This window comes from Mesorhizobium sp. WSM4821, from assembly GCF_055901555.1.
On sequence record NZ_CM148371.1, the window covers coordinates 3,707,012 to 3,733,661 of the forward strand.

Below are 26,650 nucleotides of genomic sequence, written 5' to 3' on the forward strand. Positions count from 1 at the left end.
TCAGCTTTTCGGCTTCAGCCCGTCGATGAACAGCTGCTCGAGAAACCTTGCCGCGTCCTCGAAACGGCCGTCGCCGCCGCGGTTGGGCCCGAGCACGGCACGGACCTGGACGTCGAAATCGGCATAGTGCTGCGTCGTCGCCCAGATCGAGAAGATCAGGTGCCACGGATCGGTCTTGGCGATCTTGCCGGCGCGCATCCAGCCCTTGATGACGGCGGCCTTCTCGTCGACCAGCGTCTTCAACTCGCCTTCCAGCATCGGGATGATGCGCGGCGCGCCCTGCAGGATCTCGTTGGCGAACAGGCGGCTCTCGCGTGGGAAATCGCGCGCCATTTCAAGTTTTCGCCTGATGTAGCTGCGCAGCTCGGTCAGCGGGTCGCCGATGTCGTCGAGTTCGCGTAGCGGCGCCAGCCAGGTATCCAGAAGCCGCTGCATCAGCGTCTCGTGGATGTCCTCCTTGCGGCGGAAATAGTAGAGCAGGTTCGGCTTCGACATGCCGGCGGCTTCGGCGATCTGGTCGATGGTCGAGCCGCGAAAGCCGTTGGTCGAGAAGACCTCGAGCGCCGCCTCCAGGATGAGTTCGCGCTTTTCCTGCTGGATGCGGGTGCGGCGCGGGGCTGCTGTGTCCATGCCGGTTGTCATCCCTGCGAGACGTTGCTGTGAGGGCTATCTGGCCCAATTCTCTGGACCAGTTTTTCTCCAGCCTGTGGAGCGCGCTTCAACTGCCGCATTTCCGCTAGTAATCCCTTGACCGCCGACAGGGCGGTGCTAACGTTTGTCCAATCGGTCAAAAATTTGCGTAGCACGAAAACGCAGCGAAGACCAAGTGTTGGGAAGACCAAGCGTTAGCCGCACCGAAACAGCTACAAGGGGAAGTCTTGGTCATGTCCAACCGGCTGAAAGTCACGCCGAACGATCTCAGCGCATTCTGGATGCCGTTCACGGCAAACCGGCAATTCAAACAGGCGCCTCGCATGATGGTGTCCGCCAAGGACATGCATTACACGACGAGCGACGGGCGCAAGGTTCTCGACGGCACCGCCGGCCTGTGGTGCGTCAATGCCGGCCACTGCCGGCCGAAGATCACCGAGGCGATCCAGGGCCAAGCCGCCGAACTCGACTATGCGCCGGCCTTCCAGATGGGCCACCCGATTGTCTTCGAACTGGCGAACCGCCTGGTCGACATCGCGCCGAAGGGCATGGACCATGTGTTTTTCACCAATTCCGGCTCGGAATCGGTCGAGACCGCGCTGAAGATGGCGATCGCCTATCACCGCGCCAAAGGCGAGGGCTCGCGCACCCGCCTGATTGGCCGCGAGCGCGGCTATCACGGCGTCAATTTCGGCGGCATCTCGGTCGGCGGCATCGTCACCAACCGCAAGATGTTCGGTACGCTGCTCGGCGGCGTCGACCACATGCCGCACACGCACCTGCCGGAGAAGAATTCGTTCACCAAGGGCGTGCCCGAGCATGGCGCGGAACTGGCCAGCGAGCTGGAGCGCATCGTCGCGCTGCATGACGCCTCGACCATCGCCGCCGTCATCGTCGAGCCGGTGGCCGGTTCCACCGGCGTCATCCTGCCGCCGAAGGGCTATTTGCAGAAGCTGCGCGAGATCTGCACCAAGCACGGCATCCTACTGATCTTCGACGAGGTCATCACCGGCTTTGGTCGCCTTGGCACGCCATTCGCCGCCGACTATTTCGGCGTCACGCCCGACATCATGACGACCGCGAAGGGCGTCTCCAACGGCGTCATCCCGATGGGCGCGGTGTTCGTCAAGAAGGAGATCCACGACGCCTTCATGACCGGCCCCGAGCACATGATCGAATTCTTCCACGGCTACACCTATTCGGGCAATCCGATCGCCTGCGCGGCGGCCCTGGGCACGCTCGACACCTACAAGGAAGAGGGGCTGCTGACCCGCGGCGAAGAACTGGCGCCGTACTGGGAAGACGCGCTGCATTCGTTGAAGGGCGAGCCGAACGTCATCGATATCAGAAACATCGGCCTGATCGGCGCGATCGAGCTGGCGCCGATCCCCGGCAGTCCGACCAAGCGTGCCTTCTCGGCCTTCGTCAAGGCGTTCGAGCGCGGCGCGCTGATCCGGACCACCGGTGACATCATCGCGCTGTCGCCGCCGCTGATCATCACCAAGGGCCAGATCAACGAATTGATCGACCATGTGCGTGAAGTGCTGAGGGCGGTGGACTAGATACTTCACAACGTATAGGGCGGCGACGGGAATCGTCGCCCAATATGTGAATGAATGAGAGGAACTTGAATGGCCGCCCCCGGCGAGAATCTGCGAATCAATTCAGACCGTTTGTGGGATTCGATAATGGAGATGGCGAAGATCGGCCCCGGCGTTGCCGGCGGCAACAATCGCCAGACCGTGACCGACGAGGACGGCGAGGGGCGGCATCTGTTCAAGCGCTGGTGCGACGCGGCCGGGCTCGAAATGGGCGTCGACGAGATGGGCACCATGTTTGCCCGCCGCGAAGGCACCGACCCTGACCTGCCGCCGGTCTATGTCGGCAGCCATCTCGATACGCAACCGACCGGCGGCAAGTATGACGGCGTGCTGGGCGTGCTCGGCGGGCTGGAGGTCGTGCGTTCGCTCAACGATCTCGGAATCAAGACGAAACACCCGATCGTCGTCACCAACTGGACCAACGAGGAGGGTGCGCGCTTTGCGCCTGCGATGATGGCGTCAGGCGTTTTCGCCGGCGTGCTCGACCAGGCCGATGTCTATGAGCATGTCGACAAGAACGGCAAGAAATTCGGCGAAGAGCTGGAACGCATCGGCTGGAAGGGGACGGAGAAGGTTGGCGAGCGCAAGATCCACGCCTTCTTCGAGTTGCATATCGAGCAGGGGCCGATCCTCGAGGACGAAGGCATCGATATCGGCGTCGTCACCCATGGCCAGGGGTTGAAGTGGCTGCAGGTGACGTTGACCGGCAAGGAAGCGCATACCGGCTCGACGCCAATGCCCAAGCGCCGCAATGCCGGGCTCGGCATGGCGCGGGTGATCGAACTGGTGCACGAGATCGCCATGGACTACCAGCCGGACGCCGTCGGCGCGGTCGGCCATATGGAGGTCTATCCCAATTCGCGCAACATCATCGCCGGCCGCACCGTCTTCACCATCGACATCCGCTCGCCGGAAAAGGAAGTGCTCGACGCGATGGACGGCCGCATCCGTGAAGGCATCGACACGATCTGCGATGCGCTCGACATCAAATACAAGATCGAGCAGGTCGGCCATTTCGATCCGGTGACCTTCGACCCCGGCTGCGTCAAGGCTGTGCGGGATGCGGCAGAGCGCTTGGGTTATACGCACCGCAACATCGTCTCCGGCGCCGGCCATGACGCCTGCTGGATCAACCGCGTTGCGCCGACCGCCATGGTCATGTGCCCCTGCGTCGACGGTCTTAGCCATAACGAGGCCGAGGAGATCACCAAGGAATGGGCGTCGGCCGGCGCCGACGTGCTGTTTCATGCGGTGGTGGAGACGGCGGTCATCGTGGAGTGAACTGGAAATTCTGATTTCAAACGCCGCTCACAAAGAAGCGCGAAGAGAACAAGGGAACAAGAAAATGACCAAAGTCATCCGAAACGGCACCATCGTCACCGCCGACCGCACGTGGAAGGCCGACGTGCTGATGCAGCATGGCAAGATCGTCGCGATCGGTTCCAATCTGCATGGCGACCACGAGTTCGACGCCACTGGCTGCTATGTGATGCCGGGCGGCATCGATCCGCACACCCATCTTGAAATGCCGTTCATGGGCACTTATTCGGCCGACGATTTCGAGAGTGGCACGCGCGCAGCCCTTGCCGGCGGTACGACGATGGTCGTCGATTTCTGCCTGCCGGCGCCGCAGCAGTCGCTGCTCGAGGCCCTGCAGATGTGGGACAACAAGACCTCGAAGGCGTCCTGCGACTATTCCTTCCACATGGCGATCACCTGGTGGGGCAAGCAGGTGTTCGACGAGATGGCCACAGTCGTCGACAAGGGCATCACCTCATTCAAGCACTTCATGGCCTACAAGGGCGCGCTGATGGTCGACGACGACGAGATGTATGCGTCGTTCCAGCGCTGCGCCGATCTCGGCGCTCTGCCGCTGGTCCATGCCGAGAATGGCGATGTGGTTGCCGGGCTGTCGCAAAAGCTTCTGGCCGCCGGCAATAACGGCCCGGAAGGGCATGCCTATTCGCGCCCGCCGGAAGTGGAAGGCGAGGCGACCAACCGCGCCATCATGATCGCCGACATGGCCGGCGTGCCGCTCTATGTCGTGCATGTCTCCTGCGAGCAGGCCCACGAAGCCATTCGCCGGGCGCGGCAGAAGGGCATGCGGGTGTTCGGCGAGCCGCTGATCCAGCATCTGACGCTCGACGAGAGCGAGTATTTCAACAAGGACTGGGACCATGCGGCGCGCCGGGTGATGAGCCCGCCCTTCCGCAACAAACTGCACCAGGATTCGCTATGGGCCGGCCTGCAGGCCGGATCGCTGCAGGTGGTGGCGACCGACCATTGCGCCTTCACCACCAAGCAGAAGCGCAGTGGCGTCGGTGATTTCACCAAGATCCCGAACGGCACCGGCGGGCTCGAGGACCGGTTGCCGGTGCTGTGGACGACGGGCGTCAACACCGGCCGGCTGACGATGAACGAATTCGTCGCGGTGACCTCGACCAACATCGCCAAGATCCTCAACATGTATCCGAAGAAGGGCGCCGTCGTCGAAGGCGCCGATGCCGACATCGTCGTCTGGGACCCTAGCGCCAAGAAGAAGATCACGGCCAAGAAGCAGCAATCGGTGATCGACTACAACGTCTTCGAGGGCTTCGAGGTGACCGGCTTGCCGCGCTTCGTATTTTCCCGCGGCGAACTGTCGATCGAGGAAAGCGAAGTCAAGGCGAAGCCCGGCCATGGCGAGTTCGTCGCTCGCGAGCCGAATGCGGCGGTCAACCGGGCGCTGTCGACCTGGAAGGAAATTTCCGCGCCGCGCAAGGTGGAACGCTCGGGCATTCCGGCGACCGGGGTTTGAGGTTGGCTAACTCTCTAGCCATCGTCTCACTGGTTGTGGCGAGCATTGCCGCCGGTCCGGCAGCCGCTGAGATCCTTGCCGGTTCCTATGGCAATGATGTCGGCTGTGCCGGTGTACGGCTCGGGTATCAGGACAGCGATGCCTATGTCGTGCTGACCGCCGAGGGCGTCGAAACCTATGGCAGCGGCTGCCGGTTCGCGCAGCAACTAGTCACGGCGCCTGGTACGCAGTCGTTGAGCTCGACTTGTTTCGCTGAAGGCGAGGAGAAAACGACGACTGAGACCGTCAAGGTTACCAACAAGGGAGCGGACGGTTTTTTCGTGACCCTTTCCGGCCTTGAAGAGATAGGGCCGCTGAAATCATGTTCTTGACGGTGCCGATGACGGACTTTCCGTCGATGCCGACCTTAGGCGACCAGCCTATCGAGTTCCGGCAGCAGGACGACGCTTTCCTGTTCGTTGGGGTCGGTGCGGGCGATGACCGCCGAAGCCGGGCTGTCGCTCAAGTTGGCCGGCAGATGCGGCACGCCGGCGGGAATGTAGAAGAGATCGCCGGCCTTGACCACGATCTGCTGCTCAAGCCGGTCGCCGTACCAGGTATGGACCTCGCCGGAGAGCACATAGATCGCCGTTTCATGGCTTTCATGCATGTGCGCCTTGGCGCGGGCGCCGGGCGGCATGGTGAGCAGATGCATGCAGATTCCGGAAGAGCCGACCGTCTCGGCGGCAATGCCGGCGAAATAACTCAGCCCCTGCTTGCCTTCATAAGAGCTTTCGGGGCGGATAAGATGGCAAGTGGCTTTGGGCGGCATCGGGGCAACTCTCGATCGGGTGGGGACTCTCAGTCGGATAGGATGGAGCGAGTGGAAAGCAACATCGGGGCAAAATCAACCGGATTCCGCCCGGCGCGGCAGTGGCCCGAGAAGGCAGGCCGCGGCCTATGACGGAAGCATCGCCAGCCGTCGTTTCGGCAAGCAAGCTCGGCCTGACTTTCCAGACAAGTGACGGTCCGGTGCGGGCGCTGTCGGATGTCGACCTGACCATCGGCAAGGGCGAATTCGTGTCGTTCATCGGGCCGTCCGGCTGCGGCAAGACGACCTTGCTGCGGGTCATCGCCGATCTGGAGAAACCGACGTCCGGAAGCATCTCCGTCAACGGTGTCACGCCGGAGCAGGCGCGCGAAAACCGCGCCTATGGCTACGTCTTCCAGGCAGCGGCGCTTTATCCCTGGCGCACGATCGATCGCAATGTGGCGCTGCCGCTGGAGATCATGGGCCTGTCCAGGGCGGAGCAGGCGGAGCGGATCAAGCGCACGCTCGACCTCGTCAATCTGTCGGGTTTCGAGAAGAAATATCCCTGGCAACTTTCCGGCGGCATGCAGCAGCGCGCTTCGATCGCGCGGGCTCTGGCCTTCGACGCCGATCTTCTTTTGATGGACGAGCCGTTCGGCGCGCTGGACGAGATCGTGCGCGACCATCTCAACGAACAGCTTTTGGAACTGTGGGAACGGACCAATAAGACCATCTGTTTCGTCACCCATTCCATTCCCGAGGCGGTCTATCTGTCGACACGCATCGTCGTCATGTCGCCGCGTCCGGGCCGTGTCAGCGACGTCATCGAATCGACGCTGCCCAAGCAGCGGCCGCTCGACATCCGCGAGACGCCGGAGTTCCTGGCGATCGCGGCGCGCGTGCGCGACGGGCTCAGGGCAGGGCACAGTTATGATGATTGATCGGGCGGCGCCGAACGGTCTTTCGCCTCCGCCTCACGGGGGAGCGGCTAACCATGCTTTCGTCATCCTAGGGCGGAGTAGCCGCGTAGCGGCGTGCGTAGACCCTAGGATGACGAAGAACGGGCGTAGCCACCCTCTCCTGTTGGGCAGTGCAGGGCGCCAGTCTGGCGAGGCCTTCTAGATGGACTCGTTTCGCGACAAGCTCGTTCCGGTGACCTCGATCCTCGCGGGCGTGGTGGTTGTCTGGTATATTTTCGCCGTCATCCTCAATGCGCCGTTCCAGCGCGATCTGGACCGCCGTGCCAATGAGGCGCCCGGCGTCGTGGAATTCATCGGCAAGACGATGTCGCAGCCGAAGCCGACGCTTCCGGCACCGCACCAGGTGGCGGTGAATTTCTTCGAGAACACCTTTCTGCGCAGCATCACCTCGAACCGCAGCCTTGTCTACAACGCCTGGGTGACGCTGTCCTCGACGCTGCTCGGCTTCGCTTTCGGCACGGCGCTGGGCATCGTGATCGCCGTCGGCATCGTCCATGTGGCGACGCTCGACCGCAGCCTGATGCCCTGGATCATCGCCTCGCAGACCATTCCGATCCTGGCGGTGGCGCCGATGATCATCGTCGTGCTGGCAGCAATCGGCGTCACCGGGTTGATCCCGAAGGCGCTGATCTCGACCTATCTGTCGTTCTTCCCGGTAGCCGTCGGCATGGTGAAGGGGCTGCGCTCGCCCGAGCTCACCCATCTCGACCTGATGCATACCTACAATGCCAGCCTTTCGCAGACCTTCTGGAAATTGCGCGTGCCGGCTTCGGTGCCGTTCCTGTTCACTTCGATGAAGGTGGCGGTGGCCGCCAGCCTCGTCGGCGCCATCGTCGGCGAGCTGCCGACCGGTGCCGTCGCCGGCATCGGCGCCAAGCTGCTTGCCGGCGCCTATTACAGCCAGACCATCGACATCTGGTCGGCGCTGGTGGCCGGCTCGGTGGTGGCGGCCTTGGTGGTGATGGTGGTCGGCATTGCCGGGCGCCTCGTCGACCGCGCCATGGGCGGGAGGCCGGCATGAGTTGGCTGAAGCTGTCCTGGCAAGCGGCAACTGCAATCCTGCTTTGCATGGTTGCGGCTGTGCTTGGCGCCATGTCGGCGCCGGAGGCCGCCGCACTGGCGCAACCCGCATCGAGCGTCGCGTATCCCTATCTCGGCACGAAAGGGCTGATTTTCGGCTTGCTTGTCGTCACCGCACTGGTCTCGATGACCAGGCTACCGCCAGTCATCGAAGCCGTGGTGCTGTTCGTCGGCGCGCATTGGATCGCCTGGCTATTGATCAGCGGCATAAATGGTTTCGAAGGCACGGCGCTGGCGCCGTTCTTTCTGCTGCTTGCGGCAGCCTGGCTGCTCGCCTGGCGTTGCGTCAGCGTGCTGTCGGCAATGCTTCCGACCTCGCGCTGGGCGGCGACCGCTTTGAGGCTTATCATCCCGGCGATCTTCGGCGCCTGGATCCTGATCATCTGGGAGGCGGTGACCCGCGGCGCGGGCATCCCGTTCATCCTGTTGCCTCCGCCAAGCGCCATCGGAGCGCGTATAGCCAATTCGCTGCCGGTGCTGGCCGCCGACGTGCGGCAGACCATCTTCAAGGCGGTTATCTTCGGCTATATCGTCGGCAGCGGCGCCGGCTTCCTCGCCGCCATCGCGGCCGATCGCGTGCCGTTCCTGCGTCGCGGGCTTTTGCCGATCGGCAACATGGTCTCGGCGCTGCCGATCATCGGCGTGGCGCCGATCATGGTCATGTGGTTCGGCTTCGACTGGCAGTCCAAGGCGGCGGTGGTCATCATCATGACCTTCTTCCCGATGCTGGTGAATACGGTCGCCGGGCTTGCCGCCTCCGGCCATATGGAGCGCGACCTGATGCGCACCTATGCGTCGAGCTATTGGCAGACACTGTTCAAGCTCAGGTTGCCGGCAGCCGCCCCCTTCATCTTCAACGCGCTGAAGATCAATTCGACGCTTGCGCTGATCGGCGCCATCGTCGCGGAGTTCTTCGGCACACCGGTGGTCGGCATGGGATTCCGGATTTCGACGGAAGTTGGGCGGATGAACATCGACATGGTCTGGGCCGAAATCGCGGTTGCAGCACTTGCGGGTTCGGTCTTTTATGGCGTGGTTGCTCTTTTCGAGAGAGCAGTCACGTTTTGGCATCCCTCCGTCCGTGGTGGATAGGGCGGTGGCGGGTTTGGAATCAGGAGCGTATCGACAGCTCCCGGTCCCAGAGGGTTGAACACTTAACTTCAGAGGGTAAAAACATGAAAAGACTTGTTGTTTCGATGCTGGCCGGCGCGATGTCGCTTGCCGCGTTCCAGGCGATGGCCGCGGACAAGGTGACGCTGCAGCTGAAATGGGTCACGCAGGCCCAGTTCGCCGGCTACTACGTCGCCAAGGACAAGGGTTTCTATGAGGAAGAGGGCCTCGACGTCGAGATCAAGCCGGGCGGCCCCGATATCGCGCCCGAGCAGGTGATCGCCGGTGGCGGCGCCGACGTCATCGTCGACTGGATGGGCGGCGCGCTGGCCGCGCGCGAAAAGGGCGTGCCGCTGGTCAATATCGCCCAGCCGTTCAAGAAGGCCGGCATGCAGCTGGTCTGCCCGAAGGACGGCCCGGTCAAGACCGAGGCCGACTTCAAGGGCCATACGCTCGGCGTCTGGTTCTTTGGCAACGAATATCCGTTCTACGCCTGGATGAACAAGCTCGGCCTCAAGACCGACGGCGGCCCGGACGGCGTCACCGTGCTGAAGCAGAGTTTCGACGTGCAGCCGCTGATCCAGAAGCAGGCGGATTGCATTTCGGTCATGACCTACAACGAATACTGGCAGCTCATCGACGCCGGCTACAAGCCGGAAGAGCTGATCGTCTTCAACTACTCGGCCATGGGCAACGACCTGCTCGAGGACGGACTCTATGCCTTGGAAGGCAAGCTCAAGGATCCGGCCTTCGAGGACAAGATGGTGCGTTTCGTGCGCGCCTCGATGAAGGGCTGGAAATATGCCGTCGACAATTCCGACGAGGCGGCCGGCATCGTCTTGGACAATGGCGGCCAGGACGAGAACCACCAGAAGCGGATGATGGGCGAAGTCGCCAAGCTGATCGATAATGCCGACGGCAAGCTCGATCCGGCGACCTACGCGCGCACCGCCAAGGCGCTGCTCGACCAGAAGATCATCACCAAGGAGCCAAGCGGCGCCTATACGACCGCCATCACCGACAAGGCCATCAAATAGGGCAATAGGGCGATCGAGTAGAGCCGATCAACCGGGCCTCTGGGCCGGCAATTCGAAAAAAGGGGTGGGCGACCGCCCCTTTTCTGGACGTAAAATAGCGGTTACCGGTGGAAACATCCGCCTGCATAGCCGTTGTGTCGATGCATCCCGCTTAAGCGGACGTCACCGCCACAACGGAGATTTCCATGCGCATCCTTCTCGCCGATGCTTTCGGCGCTGGCCGTTCGGCTTCCTTCCTATCCGCTTCCCCGGCCTTGGCCGACATGGTGAAGATGAAGGCGACGCTCGATGGCGCGCAGCAGAATCCGCCCGTCACCACGGAGGGCAAAGGCGAGGCCGATCTCGGCTTCGACATCGCCACGAAACAGCTCAGCTGGAGCGTGACTTATTCCGGCCTCAGTGGGCCGGCCACGGCCGGACATATTCACGGACCGGCGGCGAAGGGTGAAAATGCCGGCGTCGTCGTTCCGTTCATGGGCGCTCCGAAAAGCCCGTTCAAGGGTTCGGCAGTGCTGACCGACGCACAGGCCGCCAACCTGATGGCCGGCAAATATTACGTCAACATCCACACCGCCGCCCACGAGGACGGCGAAATCCGCGGGCAGATCGAGAAGGCCGAATAGCGTGGATCGCGACAAAGGGGGCAACCGCCCTGTTTGTCAGGTTTTGTCGCGAATCTGCGTCATCGTGCGGGTCGGCGTGATGGCCTCCGGATCGAGCCTGATCTCGACGATCGATGGCTTGCCGCTGGCGCGGGCGCGTTCGAAGGCCGGCGCGAAATCGGCCGTCTTCTCGACCGTCTCGCCATGGCCGCCATAGGCGCGAGCTAGCGCCGCGAAGTCGGGATTTTTCAAATCGGTGGCGACGACACGGCCCGGATACTCACGCTCCTGATGCATGCGGATGGTGCCGTAGATGCCGTTGTTGACGACGACGACGATGATCGGCAGATCGTATTGCACGGCGGTGGCGAATTCCTGCCCGTTCATCAGGAAGCAACCATCGCCGGCAAAGGCGATCACGTCGCGGTCCGGGAACAGTTCCTTGGCGGCGACCGCGGCCGGCGTGCCGTAGCCCATGGAGCCGGAAGTGGGAGCTGCCTGGGTGGCGAAGCGGCGGGAGCGGTGGAAACGATGGACCCAGGTGGCGTAATTGCCGGCGCCATTGGTGAGGATGGCATCGTCGGGCAGCACCGTTTCGAGATAGTTCATGATAGGTCCCATCTGCACCGGACCTGGGCCGCTTTCCGGCGGTGTCGACCAGTCGAGATAGGCGGCATGAAGTTGCGCGGTTTCGTCGGCCCAGTTCGGCGCCGCCGGTCCTTTTCTCCTGGCGAAGGCCCGCACGAAGGCCGAAGGCGAGGCGTTGATGGCAAGTGCGGGCCGGTAGACGCGGCCGAGCTCGCCGGGGTCGGCGTGGACATGGACCAGCGTCTGGTCGGGGTACGGGCTCTTCAGCAGCGTGTAGTCCGACGACGGCATTTCGCCCATGCGGCCGCCGATCAGCAGCACCAGATCGGCCTTTTTGATGGCCGTGGCCAGCTTCGGGTTGATGCCAATGCCGACATCGCCGGCGTAGTTCGGGTGGAGATGATCGAACAGCATCTGGCGTCGGAACGAGCAGCCTACCGGCAGCGACCAGGCTTCGGCGATGCGCTGCATTTCCTGAACGGCGTTGGAATCCCAACGCGTGCCGCCCAGGATCACGATCGGTCGTTTCGCGGCATTGAGCAGCGCTTCGAGCCGGTCGAGGTCGGCTTCAGCGGGAGAGGTTTCGACCCGCGTGTAGTGCTGGGCTGCAGGCGCTTCGGCCAGGCCGGTCAGCATGTCTTCGGGCAGCGAGATCACCACCGGACCGGGGCGGCCGGATGTCGCCACCGCAAAGGCCCGCGTGACGAACTCGGGAATGCGCGAGGCATCGTCGATTTCGACCACCCATTTGGCGATATCGCCGAAGAACCTGACGTAGTCGACCTCCTGAAAAGCCTCACGATGCTTGGCGTGGCTGGCGACCTGGCCAATGAACAGGATAACGGGAATCGAATCCTGCATGGCGATGTGGATGCCGGCCGAGGCGTTGGTGGCGCCGGGGCCGCGGGTGACGAAGCAGATGCCGGGCTTGCCGGTCAGCCGGCCATGGCAGTCCGCCATCATCGCCGCACCGCCTTCCTGGCGGCAGACGATGGTGCGGATCGTCGAATCGTGCAGCGCGTCGAGCACCGCAAGGTAGGATTCTCCGGGCACGCAATAGATGCGGTCGGTGCCGTTGGCTTCGAGCGCATCGACGATCAATTGTCCACCGGTCTTCATTTTCCTGACCTCTCCAGCTCGGCAAGGATTTCTTCTGTGTGTTCGCCCAGGCGCGGCGAGGGCCGCTCATAGACCAGCGGCGTGCCCGACATGACCATCGGCGCGCGCACGGAAGGCAACAGATTGCCATGTCCGTCGTCGAGGTCGAGCCGCATGCCGCGCGCCATGGTCTGCGGGTCGGCGAACATCTGGCCGATCGTGTTGATCGGGCTGGCGGGCACGCTTGCCGCCTCCAGTTTGGCCAGCAACGGATCGCGATCGAAGGTTTTCAGCGCCTCGATGATGTGCTCGCGCAGCTTCGCCCGGTTGGCGACCCGGGCGGGATTGGTGGCGAAATCGGGTTTCGACGGCAGGTCGACCAATCCGACGGCCGCGCAGAATTTGGCGAACTGGCTGTCATTGCCGATGGCCAGTATGATATGGCCGTCCTTCACCGGCACCACTTCGTAGGGCGCGATGTTCATATGCGCATTGCCCATCTGCACCGGCGATTTACCTGAGACCAGATAGTTGAGATTCTGGTTGCCGAGCGTGGAGATCTGGGTGTCGTAGAGCGCCATATCGATGTGCTGGCCCTCGCCGGTCTTCTCGGCGTGGCGAAGTGCGGCCTGGATGGCGACGACCGAATAGAGGCCGGTGAAAATGTCCGATATGGCGACACCGGCCTTTTGCGGTTCGCGACCAGCCTCGCCGGTGATCGACATCATGCCGGCCATGCCCTGGATGATGAAGTCGTAGCCGGCGCGTGGCGCATAAGGCCCGTCCTGGCCGAAGCCGGTGATCGAGCAATAGATCAGCCGCGGGTTGATCTTGCGCAGGCTGTCAAAGTCGAGCCCGTATTTCTTCAGGCCGCCGAGTTTGAAATTCTCGATCAGCACGTCCGACGTGGCGACCAGCCGGCGGATCGTCTCGGCACCTTCGTGCGTCGAGAAGTCGACGGCGATGGAGCGCTTGCCGCGATTGCAGGAGTGGTAATAGGCGGCCGAAAGGTTTTCGCCATCGTGGCTCATGACGAAGGGCGGACCCCATTTGCGGGTGTCGTCGCCGCCATCCGGGCTCTCGACCTTGATGACGTCGGCGCCGAGATCGGCAAGCAGCTGCCCGGCCCACGGCCCGGCCAGGATGCGGGCGAGTTCGATTACGCGGATGCCTTTCAGCGGAGGCTCTGTCATGGATCACCGTGATGGGTCGAAAGCGCAGCCTCTATCAATCCCGCGTGCCGCTGTCACGGCTCTTGCAATGGGCCAATCCGATTGTGCAATGTCGATCACACCAACCTTGATCATGTCTGTTTCAGCACGCGGTCGGCCCATGCGGCGAAATCCTCCATGACGACATTCCGGTTCACCTCGTTCAAGCTTTCGTGGCGGGTCTCGGCGTAAATCTTTGAAACGAGATTCGAAAGGCCCATCCTGTGCAGGCGGCCGGCGAGATGGCTGACCGCCTTGCCGCCGTCGGTGGCGGGGTCTTTTTCGCCGCCGACCAGGCAGATCGGGAGGGTCTTGCGGACGCCGGAAAAATTGGTGTTATCGGCACCGTCGAAGACAAAACCGAACAGATCGCGCCACATCGACACCGAGGCATCCCACCCGCAGAGCGGATCGGCAATGTATTTGTCGACTTCGGCTGCGTCTCGCGACAGCCAGTCGAAGGGCGTGCGGTGGTCGGGGATGGCCTTGCCCCAGGCTTGGAATGTCAGTCTCGGCAGCATGCGCGACGGCGTGTCGGAGCCGAGCCGGAATTTTTCCCAGGCAAGGATGACTTGCGCGGCACGACCGGCGAGCCCGGCCGAAAAATTGGCGTTCCAGATGGCGGCGGCGTGCAGCCGGTGCGAATAATGAAGCATGAAATTCAGGGCGACGAGGCCGCCCATCGAATGACCGAAGGCGATGACCGGCAGGCCGGGATGGTCGCTGGCGATCAGATCGTGCACGGCGGCGACATCGGCGATGACCTTGGCGCCGCCATCTGACTGAGCGAATCGGCCGAGCGGGGCATCAGGCGCCCTGGTTGCGCCATGGCCGCGATGGTCATGGGCGTAGACGTGGAAGCCGCGCTCACCCAGAAAGGTAGCAAAGCGGACATAGCGCGCGGCGTGCTCGGCCAGCCCGTGATTGATCTGAACCACGGCGCGCGGGCGGCCCTCGGCGCGTTTCACATAGAGGTTGAGCTCGGCCCCGGTCGGCGATCGCAACACGCGCTGTTGGCTGAATGACATTGTCGCTTCGTCTCCAGCGCGTTTTTTGCGCCTGCGGATGTTTGTGTGCGCCGAGGCCGGTTTTGCGTCAATCGGTGTTTTCCGCAGCGATGTTCTCGAGTCGCAATCTGGGGTATCGCAAATCTGACATGGAGAATTTGATACCGAGAGACAGCGGCAATCTGTTGCCGCTAATTTTTTCAGCCGGAGTGCTTGTATGCGGATGCGGACAGGTCTTGTTTTCGGATTGGCGCTTGTCGCCGCGTCGCTGGCGGGTGCTGCGCGAGCCGACGTGAAGATGACCGGCTCCTTCGTGGCGGACGCCGCCTGTCCGGCGACGCAAGCCATCAAGAGCGGCAAGAACCCCGGCAATATCTCGACCGACGCGGGACAGAGTTATGAGCTTTTGGCAGGCAACAAGGACGCCCCCACGTACTACCTGATCCGTGTGCCGGGAGCCGATCCGGAGCGCCGCTGGGTGAAGGTCGGTTGCGGCCATGTTTCGGGAGGCAGCGCGTCGACCATGCCGGCCGCGCCTGTGCCGGCCGAAGGGGACAAGTCCGCTGCACCGGGTTCGGGAAAGCCCGAATATGTCCTTGCGCTGAGTTGGCAGCCGGCCTTTTGCGAAACCAGGCCCGGCAAGACCGAATGCAAGGCGCAGACCGCGGTCGGTTTCGACGCTACGCATTTCACCTTGCACGGGCTATGGCCGCAGCCGAACGGAAATTTCTATTGCCAGGTGGCAGCGGCCGACAAGGCGAACGACAATCCGGCGCACTGGCAGGACCTGCCGGCGGTCGAGCTCGATGCCAATACGCGGTCGGAGCTCGACCGGGTGATGCCAGGCACCGCATCCGACTTGGAAAGGCATGAATGGATCAAGCACGGCACCTGCTACGGCAAGAGCCAGCAAGAGTATTTTTCCGACGCGCTGAACCTGATGCGCGCGGTGAATGCTTCGTCGGTACGCGATCTCTTCACCCGGAACGCTGGCCGGGACCTGACGTCGGATCAGATCCGCGGCGCCTTCGACAGTGCCTTCGGCGCCGGCGCCGGCGAGCGGGTCCGCGTCTCGTGCCTGAACGACCGTTCGAGCGGCAGACGGCTGATCGGCGAGCTGACGCTCGGCCTGACCGGCCCGATCGGGCCGAACAGTTCGCTCAGTGAGCTGTTGTTCGCGTCAGTGCCGACGAACAATGCCGGTTGCCCGAAAGGTCTCGTCGATCCCGTGGGATTGCAGTAACAAGCCGAGCCGGGCTGGCGTTTCGCGTCAGCCGCCGATGCCGCGATCCGGTCTGGTCCATGCCGCGAGTCCATCGGCCTCGCGGCCGACCGGTTCGCCGACGACGCGGTCGCGTCCGGTCGATTTGGCCTTGTAGAGGCGCTGGTCGGCCAATGCGAAAAGATCGGCCAGGCAGCGGGTGGTCTCGCTGACGGTGGAGATGCCGGCGCTGACGGTGATGTCGAACCGGCTGGTGTTTGCGGATGCCTTGACCCCGTGCCTGATGCTCTCGCCCAACAGATGGGCGACGGAATGCGGGCGCGAGCAGAGGATGGCGAATTCCTCGCCGCCGATCCTGAACACTTGGTCCTCGGGACTGACGATCTCGCCAAGCAGGGCTGCGATGGACTTCAGCACCCTGTCGCCCTCGGCGTGGCCGAAGCGGTCGTTGATCGATTTGAAGTGGTCGACGTCGATGATCAGGAGGCTGAGCGGCTGGGCCGTCCGCAGGCTGGCGGCAACGGCCGCTTCGCCGTCGCTGTCGAAACGTCCCCTGTGAAGCAGGCCGGTGAGGCCGTCGCGACCGACATGCTTGATCAGCGCCTCATAGCGCTCGCGATAGGTCAGCGTGTCGAAGATGTCGGACAGTCCACGCGGCGCCGGAACCTGCCGCGCCTCGAACCATCTGATGTAGGCGACAAGCATGATGCTGTAGGCAAGCGCCGCGCCCATCTTGGCGAACCAGCCACCGAAGAAGACCGCGATCGGCGCGCCGGCGACGAAATGCAGCGCGGTGAAAAATCCAGCCTGGTCGAAAGTGAGCACGCAGGCGACGGAGATCAGGATGCGAGAAAACAGCGCCTTGCGAAGATAACGCCCAAGCCTTTCGTAGAGCAGGATGATCAGGATGGCGTCGATGAAGAGTAGCGTCGTGCCCCACACCATCAGCCAGCCCATCTGGTCGATGAAACCGATGTCGGGAAGCTTGCCGTTGGGAAGCGGCGAGATTCCATGCAGGCGCAGGACCAGCACAAGCCCGATCATCAGGGCATTGCCAAGCAGCAGGCCATAAATGGGCTGCCGGACGGTCGCCGCATCCTCCTTGACGTAAAGCAGCAGGAGCATCACCAGCTTGCCGGAAAACAGCACGGCGGAACCGGGCGAAACCATGCCGAACGGCAGGGCGACGTAGAAGACGCTGGCAAGGTAGGTTTCGAGAAAATGCATGACGCCCAGCGCGCACACAAAGACGCCGAGGCCGATGCGGTGCCTGAACCGGAAGAGCGTGACCATGACGCCGAAATAGAGGACCGCTTCGGCAAGGAGCAGGAAACTGTTCAGCAATGCCGTCGATCCGATCTCTCTGCGGAAATCGCGGCCCGTCGGCGATCCCCATCCAACACGTTTTTGACGCGGAATGGTTAACCGGAGCTTTCGCCCGGCTATGCCGCGAACCGAAAACGTCGCCGCTTCGACGCGTGTTTCCGGCCCGGAGGCAGGATCGAAGTGCCAAAACAATTTGCCGTTCGGCGCTGCATCGCCTACATAGCGCGCAACTTCCATTCAATCCGACATTCCAGTCGACTTTTCAGGGAAAGCGCGCGTGGCACGCCAGTTCATCTATCACATGGCCGGCCTCAACAAGGCCTATGGCACCAAGAAGGTGCTCGAGAATATCCACCTCTCCTTCTATCCCGACGCCAAGATCGGCATCCTCGGCCCGAACGGCGCCGGCAAGTCGACGATCCTCAAGATCATGGCCGGCATCGACAAGGAGTGGAGTGGCGAAGCGTGGCTGGCCGAGGGTGCTACCGTCGGCTACCTGGCGCAGGAGCCGGCACTCGATGCGAGCAAGACCGTGTTCGAGAACGTCATGGAAGGCGTCGCCGCCAAGACCGCCATCATCGAGCGCTACAACGAATTGATGATGAACTATTCCGACGAGACGGCCGACGAGTCGGCCAAGCTGCAGGACGAGATGGACCGGCTGAACCTCTGGGATCTCGAACAGCAGGTCGAGATGGCGATGGAGGCGCTGGGCTGTCCGCCCAAGGAAGCCGAAGTCACCAAGCTGTCGGGCGGCGAGCGGCGACGTGTCGCGCTTTGCCAGTTGCTGCTGCGCCAGCCCGACCTTCTGCTGCTCGACGAGCCGACCAACCATCTCGACGCCGAGACGACGGCGTGGCTGGAAAAGCATCTGCGTGCCTATCCGGGCGCGGTGATGATCATCACCCACGATCGCTACTTCCTCGACAACGTCACCGGATGGATCCTCGAGCTCGATCGCGGCCGCGGCATCCCCTATGAGGGCAACTACACCAAGTATCTCGAAGCCAAGGCCAAGCGGCTGAAGCAGGAAGGCCGCGAGGACGATGCGCGCCAGCGGGCGATCGGCCGCGAGCGCGAGTGGATCCAGTCCAGCCCGAAAGCCCGGCAAACCAAGTCGAAGGCGCGCATCCAGGCGTTCCAGGACCTGCTGGATGCGGCTGACAAGCGGCGTCCGAGCGACACGCAGATCGTCATTCCGCACGGCGAGCGGCTCGGCAATGTGGTGATCGAGGTCGACGGCCTGTCGAAGGGCTTTGGCGACACGCTGCTCATCGACGATCTCGAATTCAAGCTGCCGCCCGGCGGCATCGTCGGCGTCATCGGCCCGAACGGCGCCGGCAAGACGACGCTGTTTCGCATGATCACCGGCCAGGAAAAGCCGGATGCCGGCACGATCCGCGTCGGCGAGACGGTCAAGCTCGGTTATGTCGACCAGAGCCGCGACGCACTCGACCCGACCAAGACCGTGTGGGAAGAAATTTCGGGCGGCGCCGAAGTGGTCAAGCTCGGCAAGTTCGAGGCCAACACCCGCGCCTATTGCGCGTCGTTCAATTTCCGTGGCGGCGATCAGCAGCAGAAGGTCGGCAACCTGTCCGGCGGCCAGCGCAACCGCGTGCATCTGGCCAAGATGCTGAAGACCGGCGGCAATGTGCTGCTGCTCGACGAACCGACCAACGATCTCGACACGGAAACGCTGGCCGCGCTCGAAGACGCGCTGGAGAATTTCGGCGGCTGCGCGGTCATCATCTCGCACGACCGCATGTTCCTCGATCGCCTGGCGACACATATCCTTGCCTTCGAGGGCGACAGCCATGTCGAATGGTTCGAGGGCAATTTCGAGGATTACGAGCAGGACAAGATCCGCCGGCTCGGGCCGGATGCCGTCAATCCGCATCGGATGACGTATAAGCGGCTGACAAGGTAGGGGCTTATCGGGGGCGGCGAATTCTCAAATGATCTGAGGAGCTGAGATGGCTGACTGGTCCGCCGCCCAATATTTGAAATTCGAGGACGAGCGCACGCGGCCGTCGCGCGATCTCGTCGCTCAGGTGCCGGTGGAGGCGCCGGGCCGGGTGGTCGACATCGGCTGCGGGCCGGGCAATTCGACCGAATTGCTGGTCGAGCGCTGGCCGGGCGCCCAGGTCAGCGGTTTCGACACCTCGCCTGACATGATCGAGAAGGCGAGCGCACGTCTGCCTGATGTGACCTTCGAGCTGGCGGATGCGGCGGCGTGGCAGCCGGCGGAACCGGTCGACGTGATCTTCGCCAATGCAGTATTCCAGTGGCTGCCGGAGCATTCGGCGATCTTCCAGCGGCTGATGGGATTTTTGGCGCCCGGCGGCGCGCTTGCCGTGCAGATGCCCGACAATATGGGCGAGCCGTCGCACCGGCTGATGCGGGAGACGGCGGCCGAAATGCCGTTTGCCGAAAAGCTCGAGACTGCTGCGCGCGGGTCGCTGCCGCCGGTCTCGTTCTACTACGATCTTCTGTCGCCGTTCTCCGAACGGCTCGACATCTGGCACACCGCCTACAATCATCCGCTGGCCGATGCCGGGGCCATCGTCGAATGGCTGAAGTCGACCGGGCTGAAGCCGTTCCTCGATCCGCTGGAAGAGGGCGAGCGGCGGCTTTTCCTCGATCGATACACGGCAGCGATCGCGCAGGCCTATCCGAAGACGGCGAACGGCAAGGTGCTGCTGCGCTTCCCGCGCCTCTTCATCGTCGCGCGGCGCTCCGCTTAGCCACCGAGAGGCTGTGCTCGGCTGCGCTTGACCCGGTTTTGCCGCCATGCGCATTTCAGCGGTGCAAGATCGTGGTCTTTAACCTCAGGCACTTGATTTAAGCCGGTATAAACTAGCTAGGTGCGAAAGATGTTGCGCCGAGCCTTCGCGGCGCCCAAATGAAACCGCAACGCCTGCGCACGGGGACGGACTGGAAATGCATCGCGTCATCATCAGCGGCATCGGCGTTGAAATCCCCGAGCCTTCGATCACCAATGAAGAACTGGTCGACAGCTTCAATGCCTGGGTCGAGATGGAGAATGTCCGCCGCCAGGCTTCCGGCGAGACACTGCTGCAGAAATCCGACAGTGCCTTCATCGTCCATGCCTCGGGCGTCAAAACCCGCCATGTGATCGAGCGGGAAGGCATTCTCGACCCGACCCGGATGGCCCCACGCATTCCAACGCGGCCGGACGACGCGCTGTCGCTGGAGGCCGAGTTCGGCATCGCGTCGGCCAGGAAAGCACTCGACTACGCCGGCGTGAAGCCTGGGGATATCGACCTGGTGATCTGCTCGGCCTCACATCACCAGCGGCCTTACCCGGCGATCGCCATCGAAATGCAGCAGGCAATGGGCACGAAAGGCGCCGGCTTTGACATGGGGCTTGGCTGCTCGTCGGCGGCAGCGGCATTGCACATCGCGGTCAATCTAGTGCGGGCCGGTGCGCACAGGCGTGTGCTGGTGACGACGCCCGAGATCATCACGGGTCATCTCAACTTCCGTGACCGGCAGACGCATTTCATCTTCGGCGATGCTTCTGTTTCGATGGTCGTCGAGGGTCTGGCCCAGGGCGACAAGCGGCCGGGACGTTTCGAGGTGCTCGACACGCGCACCTGGACGCAGATGTCCAACAACATCCGCACCAATCTCGGCTACTATACCCGCACCGCCCAGGAAGATCCGTATATGATCGATCTGGAAGGGAATCTGATCAAGCAGGTCGGCAACAAGGTGTTCAAGGAAGTCACCGTCGCCGGGCACAAGTTCATCGTCGAATTTTTGGCCGAGCACGGGCTGACGCCGCAAGCGATCCGGCGCTTCTGGCTGCACCAGGCCAATGCCCGCATGAACGCCATGATCCTGAAGCTCTCGTTCGGCCACGAGGTCGGCCATGACCGCGCGCCGATGGTGCTGGAGCGCCTCGGCAACACCGCCGGAGCCGGCGCGATCGTCGCGCTGTCGGAGAACCACACGGACATGAAGGCCGGCGACTATGGCCTGCTCTGCGCCTTCGGCGCCGGCTATTCGATCGGCGGCGCGCTTTTGCGCATGCTCTGATCCACAGCGAACGGCACCAGCAGGCATGATCGCGTCAGTCTCCTTGATTGGTGCATCAGCGCTTTCGACTGGACCTGATGAGCTGACTGCGGCTAATTGCGCGCATCACGCAAGGAGCGACGCCTATGCTGGATCTCTTCCCCGAGGCCGAAATTCCGGTCGAAATCATCCCGGCGAGGAAACTCGCCGCGCGGGTGGCAGCGCTTTACGCCGCGCCATCGGATCATTTCGAGACCCGCGCGGTGGATGAACTGCGGCTCGGCTTCGACGGCATCGCCGGAGATTTCCACGCTGGCCTCACGCGACGCTCCGGCGGGCGCGAGCCCTGGTATCCACGCGGCACCGAGATGCGCAACGAGCGGCAATTGTCTGTCGTGGCGGCCGACGAACTGGCGATCGTGGCAGGGCGGATGGGTGTCGCCGAAATCAAGCCGGAGTGGATCGGCGCCAACCTGTTGATCGAAGGTCTGCCTCATCTTTCCATGCTGCCATCCGGCACGCTGCTGTTCTTCAAAGGCGGCGTCACCATCAAGGTCGACGCGCAGAACGGACCATGCCGCATCGCCGGCCGCTCGGTTGCCGAAAATGCCGGAATGGCCGACCATGAGGCCGGCGCGCTGCTATTCCCGAAGGCGGCAAAGCGGTTGCGCGGCCTTGTCGCCTGGGTGGAAAAACCAGGCCGCATCACGGCAGGCGAGGAGATATCGGTGCGCGTGCCGGAGCAGGGGATTTATCGGGCCTAAAGCGCGTCGCGTTTGAACGGATTCACGTGACGCGCTTCAGCCTCTTTTTTTATGCATGTCGTTATCGCAAAACCGCTGCACAGTTTTGCGCGACATGCATTAGGGACGTCGCCTGAGGGTTACGCCGCCATGAGGCGGCGTAGGCCGACATTGCGGGCCGTCGCCGCGACACGGTCGCCGCGGGCGAGGGCGGCTTCCGCCCAGACGCGGCCGAACCCCTTCGACGATCCAGTAATAAACCAAACTTTATGTGTCATGATCCACCAGTTCCTGCCCTTGCGGGACTTTGATCTTGAGTTCTTGTGCGACCATGATCTCCAGCGAAAACCGGATGCCACTTTTCGCTGACGCGGTCCTTCGGTCGGAGGTCATGGTCTAAACGGAGGCTGCTCCGCTTCCGGCATATACGAAGCGTTTTCCGTTTATCCAAGGTCGAGCACGTTTTGTTGATGAGAGCCGACACCGCAGCAGCCGGGATAGGTCAGGGATAGCGCACCGGGCTCGACCAGGCCGGATCCTCGTGCTTTTGCCAATAGACCGCCATGAGGCGCCTGGTGATCGCGCCGACCTTGCCGTCGGCGACCGGAGCGCAGTCGATCATCGTCACCGGCATGATGCCGCCGGCAGTCGAGGTGATGAAGACCTCGTCGGACCGACGCAGCGCCGCGACGCTGACATCGGCCGCCGTGACGGCAAGCCCTGCCTCGGCGCAGAGATCGAAGACGGTGCGACGGGTGATGCCGGGCAGCACGCCGACAGCCGGCGTCGACAGTCTGCCGTCGTCCACGCAAAAGACGTTGAAGCCGGGGCCTTCCGCGACATTGCCGTTGAAATCAAGAACCAGCGCCGTCTCCGCGCCGCGGTCATAAGCGTCGTAGAGGCCTCGCACGAGGTCGAGCCAGTGATAGTTCTTGATCGCCGGGTCGACCGAAGCCGGTGGGATGCGCACCTTGTCGCTGATCGCAACATGCAGGCCGCGCTGCAACTGCTCGGCATTGGCGACCGAGCCGAAGGGAACGGCGAAAGCCATGAAACGGTTGACCGCTTCGCGCGGGTCGCGGCTGAAGGTCGGCGATGCGCCACGCGTGCATAGCATCTCGACATAAGCGGCGCGATGACCCGACAGCGCCACGCAATTGTGGAGGATTTCGGCGACGCCTTCGCGGTCGAGCGGGATCGTCATGCGCAGCTTTTCCAGCCCACCGAAGAAGCGGTCGAGATGCAGGTCGAGGCGGAAGAATCGGCCGTTCCAGACATGCACCGTGTCATAGGTGGCGTCGGAATGCAGGAAGCCCCAATCCAGCACCGAGATCCTGGCCTGCGACATCGGCAGGTATTGACCGTCCAGGAAGGCAACGCCATCGGGATAGGAATGCGGATCGATGTGACGGGCGGACAGCGCCGGCAGCGGATTGGCTTGCGGATCGATCGAGTTGCTCATCACGTCCTCCGTCAGCCGTCTCCGTTCAGATGGCGGCATAGAGCGGCACGGCTGGTGGTACAAGACACAGCCGGGCTTGCCGCTGGGCCATTGAAGGGCAGTCATTCTTCCTCATCTTTTTCGAGCAGGCGCGTGGCGCGCCAGCGGGTCAGCACAATGTTGGTCTGCTCCATGACGAAGAAGCGCGCCGAGTCGCGGTCATAGCCCTCGGCCAGCAGCTTCTCGTAGTCGGTGTGCACATGCCGGATATGGGCGATCGTCGCCAGCCATACGGCAATCGTCGGCGGCAAATTGTGCAGATGCGCCCGGCCGGCGTCGGCACGGATCTTTTCCATATCGGCAAAGGGCGCCAACGGCAAAAGCGCAGTCAGCACCTTGGCGATGGCGCGGCGGCGGTTGGTCGGCGCCCTCATCGTTCGTCACGTCCGGCCATGGTCGCCTCGGCAAAGGCATCTGTCGAAGCGAAATAAGGCTTGATGTCGATGACCGGTGTACCGTCGAGCACGTCGATGGCGTCGAGATCGATGCGGCCGGTGTCGATGTCGAGGGCGACGAGCTTTGCGATATGCAGCCCGACCGGGTTTGGCCGGGCAGGGGAGCGCAGCGAAAAAACGCCTTTCGGTTCGGCCGCATGGCGGGGTTTCTGCACGATCAATTGACGCGGCGCGTGGTGCAGCCAGGTCAGGATGATGATGTGGCTGGCGCGTTCCAGGCCAGGCAGGCCGTCACGGTAGGGGTGGTCGACCATCAAGATTGCCGGCCGACCCGTTTCCCGTGCGGCTTTCATGTTCTTGGGGCAAGTCTCCCGCGTGGTCCAGGGCGAAGCGATGCGGCCGATGAAGACGACATGGCCGTCCGGCGGCATCTCGGCCGGATCGGTCTCCAGAAGCTTTTCGCCGTTGCGTGTTTCGAACATGGGTGTCGCCTCGATCATGCTTCCGGTTTTGCGCGATCCGCCACGCATGCGTCATTTTCTTGTCCGGAAACGACATAGCGCTTGCAAGAATGCCAAAATCGACATAAACATATCTTTATATCTTTTTCAAAGAGAATGCTCGCATGCATGTCGCACTCGACACTATGGTAGATACATTGAAGGCGGCCGCCGAATCCAGCCGGCTGCGCATCCTGGCGTTGCTGTCGCGCGGCGACCTGACCGTCTCCGATCTCACCGAAATTCTCGGCCAGTCGCAGCCGCGCGTCTCGCGCCACCTGAAGCTGCTGCTGGAGGCCGGACTGATCGGCCGCTACCAGGAGGGCTCGTGGGCTTTCTTCCGGCTGTCGGATTCGGATGCGGCGCGCGATTTCGTGCTGCGGCTGGTTTCCGGCATCCGGGATGCCGACCCGCAGGTCGAGCGTGACCTCGAGCGGCTGGCAGCGGTCAAGCGCAAGCGGCAGGATCGCGCCGCCGAATATTTCTCCGTAAATGCCGCAAGCTGGGACCATATCCGCTCGCTGCATGTGCCGGACCGCGCCGTCGAGGCAGCGCTGCTCAAGCTCGTCGGCAAACGGCCGTTCCAGTCGATGCTCGATCTTGGCACCGGCACCGGTCGGCTGCTCGAAATCTTTTCGCCGCTCTACCGGCGCGGCGTCGGCATCGACATGTCGCGCGAAATGCTGACCGTGGCGCGCGCTAATCTCGACAAGGCAAACGTTTCGAATGCGCAGGTGCGCCAGGGCGACATTTTTGCGCCGCCGGTCGAGCGCGACGCCTTCGATCTCGTCACCATCCACCAGGTGCTGCACTATCTCGACGATCCCGCCCGCGCCATCCGCGAGGCAGCAAGGCTGCTGCGGCCGGCCGGTCGGCTGGTGATCGTCGATTTCGCACCGCACGCGCTGGAATTCCTGCGCGACCAGCACGCGCATATGCGGCTCGGCTTTTCCGACCGGCAGATCACCGATTGGTTTTCCGAGGCCGGGCTCGACATAGAAGACAGCCAGGAATTCGAGCCGCGCGGCGGCAACGAGGCCAGGCTCACGGTAAAACTGTGGCTCGGCCGTGACCAGCGCATGCTGATCGCCGATCCTTCCAATGATCCGCAACCGGCCAATGCCTATTCGATAGGGGAAACCGCCTGATGAACCAGTTCCGCTTTTCCCGCCGCCCCGACATTGGCAATAAGATCCGGGTTTCGTTCGAGTTTTTCCCGCCGAAATCCGACGAGATGGAAGCAAGGCTGTGGGATACCGTCACCAGGCTGGAGCCGCTCAAGCCGAACTTCGTCTCGGTGACCTACGGCGCCGGTGGTTCGACGCGCGAGCGCACGGCGCGCACGGTCAAGCGCATCCTCACCGAGACCTCGCTGACGCCGGCGGCGCACATGACCTGCGTCGATGCGGCGCGCCACGAGGTCGACGAGGTCATTCAGGAATTCGCCGGCATGGGCGTCACCCGCTTCGTCGCCTTGCGCGGCGATCCGGCCGAGGGCGTCGGCGCCGCCTACCGTCCGCATCCGGACGGCTATGCCAATGGTGCCGAACTGGTGGGGGCGCTGAAGGGTGTCGGCGATTTCGACATCTCTGTCTCCGCCTATCCGGAAAAGCATCCGGAGAGCCCGGATTTCGCCACCGACATCGACATGCTGAAGCGCAAGGTCGACAATGGCGCGACACGAGCGATCACCCAGTTCTTCTTCGACAATGACCTCTACGAGCGCTATGTCGAGCGGGCGCGGCGAGCCGGCATCTACATACCGATCGTGCCGGGCATATTGCCGGTCCACAATTTCACCCAGGTCGCCAATTTCTCGTCGCGCTGCGGTGCGCTGGTGCCGGCGTGGCTGGCGGAACGCTTCGACGGGCTGCAGAAGGACCCCCAGACGCATGCGCTGGTTGCGGCGGCCGTGGCGGCCGAGCAGGTGCTGGACCTGGTCGAGCGCGGCGTTGGCGATTTCCACTTCTACACCATGAACCGGGCCGATCTGGCGTTCGCCATCTGCCACATGATTGGCATCCGCTCGCATGAGGCTGAAGCCGCCGGGTCTGCCGCGGCATAAGCTCCGTCGAAGTTTTCAAGATGCAAAAAGGCCGGGCAAAACCCGGCCTTTTCAATGATTTGGACTATTCGGTGCTGGCCTTCCGTTCGCTTTGGCGGGTCTACGGAAGAAAGCCCATAATGAGGGCGCCGATGAATGCGAAAGCAGCACAGATCATCAATGCGTTGATAGGCCTCGTGAGTCCCATTGCCATAGCCTCCTCTTAAAGAGCTATGTGCAGAGTCTAGGTTCATTTATGCCACAGGCAAGCGCAAAATGTGCTGCAATGCGACGGGATTGTGGAATTTGCGACCTGCTCTTTGCCG

General features: G+C 62.9%; 24 protein-coding genes and 2 pseudogenes. 16 read left to right on the plus strand and 10 right to left on the minus strand.

Features of this window, described 5'->3' with window-relative positions; translation table 11 throughout:
• Positions 1-630: a TetR family transcriptional regulator C-terminal domain-containing protein gene (locus AC0NID_RS17950; protein WP_473455180.1), complete on the minus strand. Its 630-nt coding sequence runs from the start codon at positions 628-630 to the stop codon at positions 1-3.
• Positions 631-884: 254 nt separating this feature from the next.
• On the opposite strand from AC0NID_RS17950, the gene aptA reads away from it, so the two are divergent.
• From aptA to AC0NID_RS17970, 4 genes are all read left to right on the plus strand, one after another.
• Complete coding sequence (gene aptA / locus AC0NID_RS17955) at positions 885-2,213, plus strand: omega-aminotransferase AptA (RefSeq protein WP_473455179.1); 1,329 nt, start codon at positions 885-887, stop codon at positions 2,211-2,213.
• 69 nt (positions 2,214-2,282) lie between these two features.
• Positions 2,283-3,533 carry a Zn-dependent hydrolase gene (locus AC0NID_RS17960; RefSeq protein ID WP_473455178.1) on the plus strand — a complete coding sequence of 417 codons (1,251 nt, stop codon included), beginning with the start codon at positions 2,283-2,285 and terminating at the stop codon, positions 3,531-3,533.
• Between the two features lie 64 nt (positions 3,534-3,597).
• Entirely contained in the window at positions 3,598-5,049 is a 1,452-nt protein-coding gene (hydA, locus tag AC0NID_RS17965) for a dihydropyrimidinase (RefSeq protein ID WP_473455177.1), read from the plus strand.
• A 2-nt stretch (positions 5,050-5,051) separates the two neighbouring features.
• On the plus strand, positions 5,052-5,420 hold the full coding sequence (locus AC0NID_RS17970) for a hypothetical protein (protein ID WP_473455176.1): 369 nt from the start codon (positions 5,052-5,054) through the stop codon (positions 5,418-5,420).
• Between the two features lie 35 nt (positions 5,421-5,455).
• Here AC0NID_RS17970 and AC0NID_RS17975 read toward each other — a convergent pair whose 3' ends face one another.
• Positions 5,456-5,860 (minus strand): cupin domain-containing protein, encoded by a 405-nt coding sequence (locus AC0NID_RS17975; protein ID WP_473455175.1) that lies wholly within the window; start codon positions 5,858-5,860, stop codon positions 5,456-5,458.
• Positions 5,861-5,988: 128 nt separating this feature from the next.
• Here AC0NID_RS17975 and AC0NID_RS17980 point away from each other — a divergent pair, with 128 nt between their 5' ends.
• From AC0NID_RS17980 to AC0NID_RS18000, 5 genes and pseudogenes are all read left to right on the plus strand, one after another.
• Positions 5,989-6,780 carry an ABC transporter ATP-binding protein gene (locus AC0NID_RS17980; RefSeq protein WP_473455173.1) on the plus strand — a complete coding sequence of 264 codons (792 nt, stop codon included), beginning with the start codon at positions 5,989-5,991 and terminating at the stop codon, positions 6,778-6,780.
• Positions 6,781-6,961: 181 nt separating this feature from the next.
• Positions 6,962-7,840 carry an ABC transporter permease gene (locus AC0NID_RS17985; protein WP_473455172.1) on the plus strand — a complete coding sequence of 293 codons (879 nt, stop codon included), beginning with the start codon at positions 6,962-6,964 and terminating at the stop codon, positions 7,838-7,840.
• On the plus strand, positions 7,837-8,991 hold the full coding sequence (locus tag AC0NID_RS17990; protein ID WP_473455171.1) for an ABC transporter permease: 1,155 nt from the start codon (positions 7,837-7,839) through the stop codon (positions 8,989-8,991). The genes AC0NID_RS17985 and AC0NID_RS17990 overlap by 4 nt, the downstream gene beginning before the upstream one ends.
• Positions 8,992-9,074: 83 nt before the next feature.
• Positions 9,075-10,046: an ABC transporter substrate-binding protein gene (locus tag AC0NID_RS17995; RefSeq protein WP_473455170.1), complete on the plus strand. Its 972-nt coding sequence runs from the start codon at positions 9,075-9,077 to the stop codon at positions 10,044-10,046.
• A gap of 204 nt (positions 10,047-10,250) precedes the next feature.
• A pseudogene (locus AC0NID_RS18000) lies at positions 10,251-10,669 on the plus strand (CHRD domain-containing protein).
• Between the two features lie 36 nt (positions 10,670-10,705).
• Here AC0NID_RS18000 and AC0NID_RS18005 read toward each other — a convergent pair.
• The 3 genes from AC0NID_RS18005 to AC0NID_RS18015 all read right to left on the minus strand — a co-directional run bounded on the left by AC0NID_RS18005 (position 10,706) and on the right by AC0NID_RS18015 (position 14,573).
• Positions 10,706-12,355 (minus strand): thiamine pyrophosphate-binding protein, encoded by a 1,650-nt coding sequence (locus AC0NID_RS18005; RefSeq protein ID WP_473455169.1) that lies wholly within the window; start codon positions 12,353-12,355, stop codon positions 10,706-10,708.
• A complete protein-coding gene (locus tag AC0NID_RS18010) occupies positions 12,352-13,527 on the minus strand; it encodes a CaiB/BaiF CoA transferase family protein (RefSeq protein ID WP_473455168.1) in 1,176 nt (391 codons plus the stop codon). The genes AC0NID_RS18005 and AC0NID_RS18010 overlap by 4 nt, the downstream gene beginning before the upstream one ends.
• A 110-nt stretch (positions 13,528-13,637) precedes the next feature.
• The gene (locus tag AC0NID_RS18015; RefSeq protein ID WP_473455167.1) at positions 13,638-14,573 is read right to left on the minus strand and encodes an alpha/beta fold hydrolase; all 936 of its coding nucleotides are present in this window, start codon (positions 14,571-14,573) and stop codon (positions 13,638-13,640) included.
• A gap of 202 nt (positions 14,574-14,775) precedes the next feature.
• On the opposite strand from AC0NID_RS18015, the gene AC0NID_RS18020 reads away from it, so the two are divergent.
• Positions 14,776-15,795 (plus strand): ribonuclease T2 family protein, encoded by a 1,020-nt coding sequence (locus tag AC0NID_RS18020; RefSeq protein ID WP_473455306.1) that lies wholly within the window; start codon positions 14,776-14,778, stop codon positions 15,793-15,795.
• Between the two features lie 27 nt (positions 15,796-15,822).
• Here AC0NID_RS18020 and AC0NID_RS18025 read toward each other — a convergent pair whose 3' ends face one another.
• Positions 15,823-17,118, minus strand: coding sequence for a GGDEF domain-containing protein (locus AC0NID_RS18025; protein ID WP_473455166.1), 1,296 nt, complete (start codon positions 17,116-17,118; stop codon positions 15,823-15,825).
• A gap of 259 nt (positions 17,119-17,377) precedes the next feature.
• Here AC0NID_RS18025 and ettA point away from each other — a divergent pair, with 259 nt between their 5' ends.
• From ettA to AC0NID_RS18045, 4 genes are all read left to right on the plus strand, one after another.
• The gene (ettA, locus tag AC0NID_RS18030) at positions 17,378-19,027 is read left to right on the plus strand and encodes an energy-dependent translational throttle protein EttA (protein WP_473455165.1); all 1,650 of its coding nucleotides are present in this window, start codon (positions 17,378-17,380) and stop codon (positions 19,025-19,027) included.
• A 46-nt stretch (positions 19,028-19,073) separates the two neighbouring features.
• Positions 19,074-19,844: a trans-aconitate 2-methyltransferase gene (gene tam / locus AC0NID_RS18035; protein ID WP_473455164.1), complete on the plus strand. Its 771-nt coding sequence runs from the start codon at positions 19,074-19,076 to the stop codon at positions 19,842-19,844.
• 196 nt (positions 19,845-20,040) lie between these two features.
• A complete protein-coding gene (locus AC0NID_RS18040) occupies positions 20,041-21,162 on the plus strand; it encodes a beta-ketoacyl-ACP synthase III (protein WP_473455163.1) in 1,122 nt (373 codons plus the stop codon).
• 125 nt (positions 21,163-21,287) lie between these two features.
• Complete coding sequence (locus tag AC0NID_RS18045) at positions 21,288-21,905, plus strand: MOSC domain-containing protein (protein WP_473455161.1); 618 nt, start codon at positions 21,288-21,290, stop codon at positions 21,903-21,905.
• A gap of 143 nt (positions 21,906-22,048) precedes the next feature.
• Here AC0NID_RS18045 and AC0NID_RS18050 read toward each other — a convergent pair.
• From AC0NID_RS18050 to tsaA, 4 genes and pseudogenes are all read right to left on the minus strand, one after another.
• Positions 22,049-22,162: pseudogene (locus tag AC0NID_RS18050) on the minus strand (short-chain dehydrogenase/reductase); the annotation flags it as partial.
• A 224-nt stretch (positions 22,163-22,386) separates the two neighbouring features.
• Positions 22,387-23,346 carry a D-amino acid aminotransferase gene (locus AC0NID_RS18055; protein WP_473455160.1) on the minus strand — a complete coding sequence of 320 codons (960 nt, stop codon included), beginning with the start codon at positions 23,344-23,346 and terminating at the stop codon, positions 22,387-22,389.
• A gap of 101 nt (positions 23,347-23,447) precedes the next feature.
• Positions 23,448-23,759 (minus strand): DUF2293 domain-containing protein, encoded by a 312-nt coding sequence (locus AC0NID_RS18060; RefSeq protein WP_473455158.1) that lies wholly within the window; start codon positions 23,757-23,759, stop codon positions 23,448-23,450.
• Positions 23,756-24,262 (minus strand): tRNA (N6-threonylcarbamoyladenosine(37)-N6)-methyltransferase TrmO, encoded by a 507-nt coding sequence (tsaA, locus tag AC0NID_RS18065; protein WP_473455157.1) that lies wholly within the window; start codon positions 24,260-24,262, stop codon positions 23,756-23,758. The genes AC0NID_RS18060 and tsaA overlap by 4 nt, the downstream gene beginning before the upstream one ends.
• A 143-nt stretch (positions 24,263-24,405) precedes the next feature.
• On the opposite strand from tsaA, the gene AC0NID_RS18070 reads away from it, so the two are divergent.
• Positions 24,406-25,428, plus strand: coding sequence for an ArsR/SmtB family transcription factor (locus AC0NID_RS18070; protein WP_473455156.1), 1,023 nt, complete (start codon positions 24,406-24,408; stop codon positions 25,426-25,428).
• Complete coding sequence (metF, locus tag AC0NID_RS18075; protein ID WP_473455155.1) at positions 25,428-26,345, plus strand: methylenetetrahydrofolate reductase [NAD(P)H]; 918 nt, start codon at positions 25,428-25,430, stop codon at positions 26,343-26,345. The genes AC0NID_RS18070 and metF overlap by 1 nt, the downstream gene beginning before the upstream one ends.
• Positions 26,346-26,650: the final 305 nt, after the last annotated feature.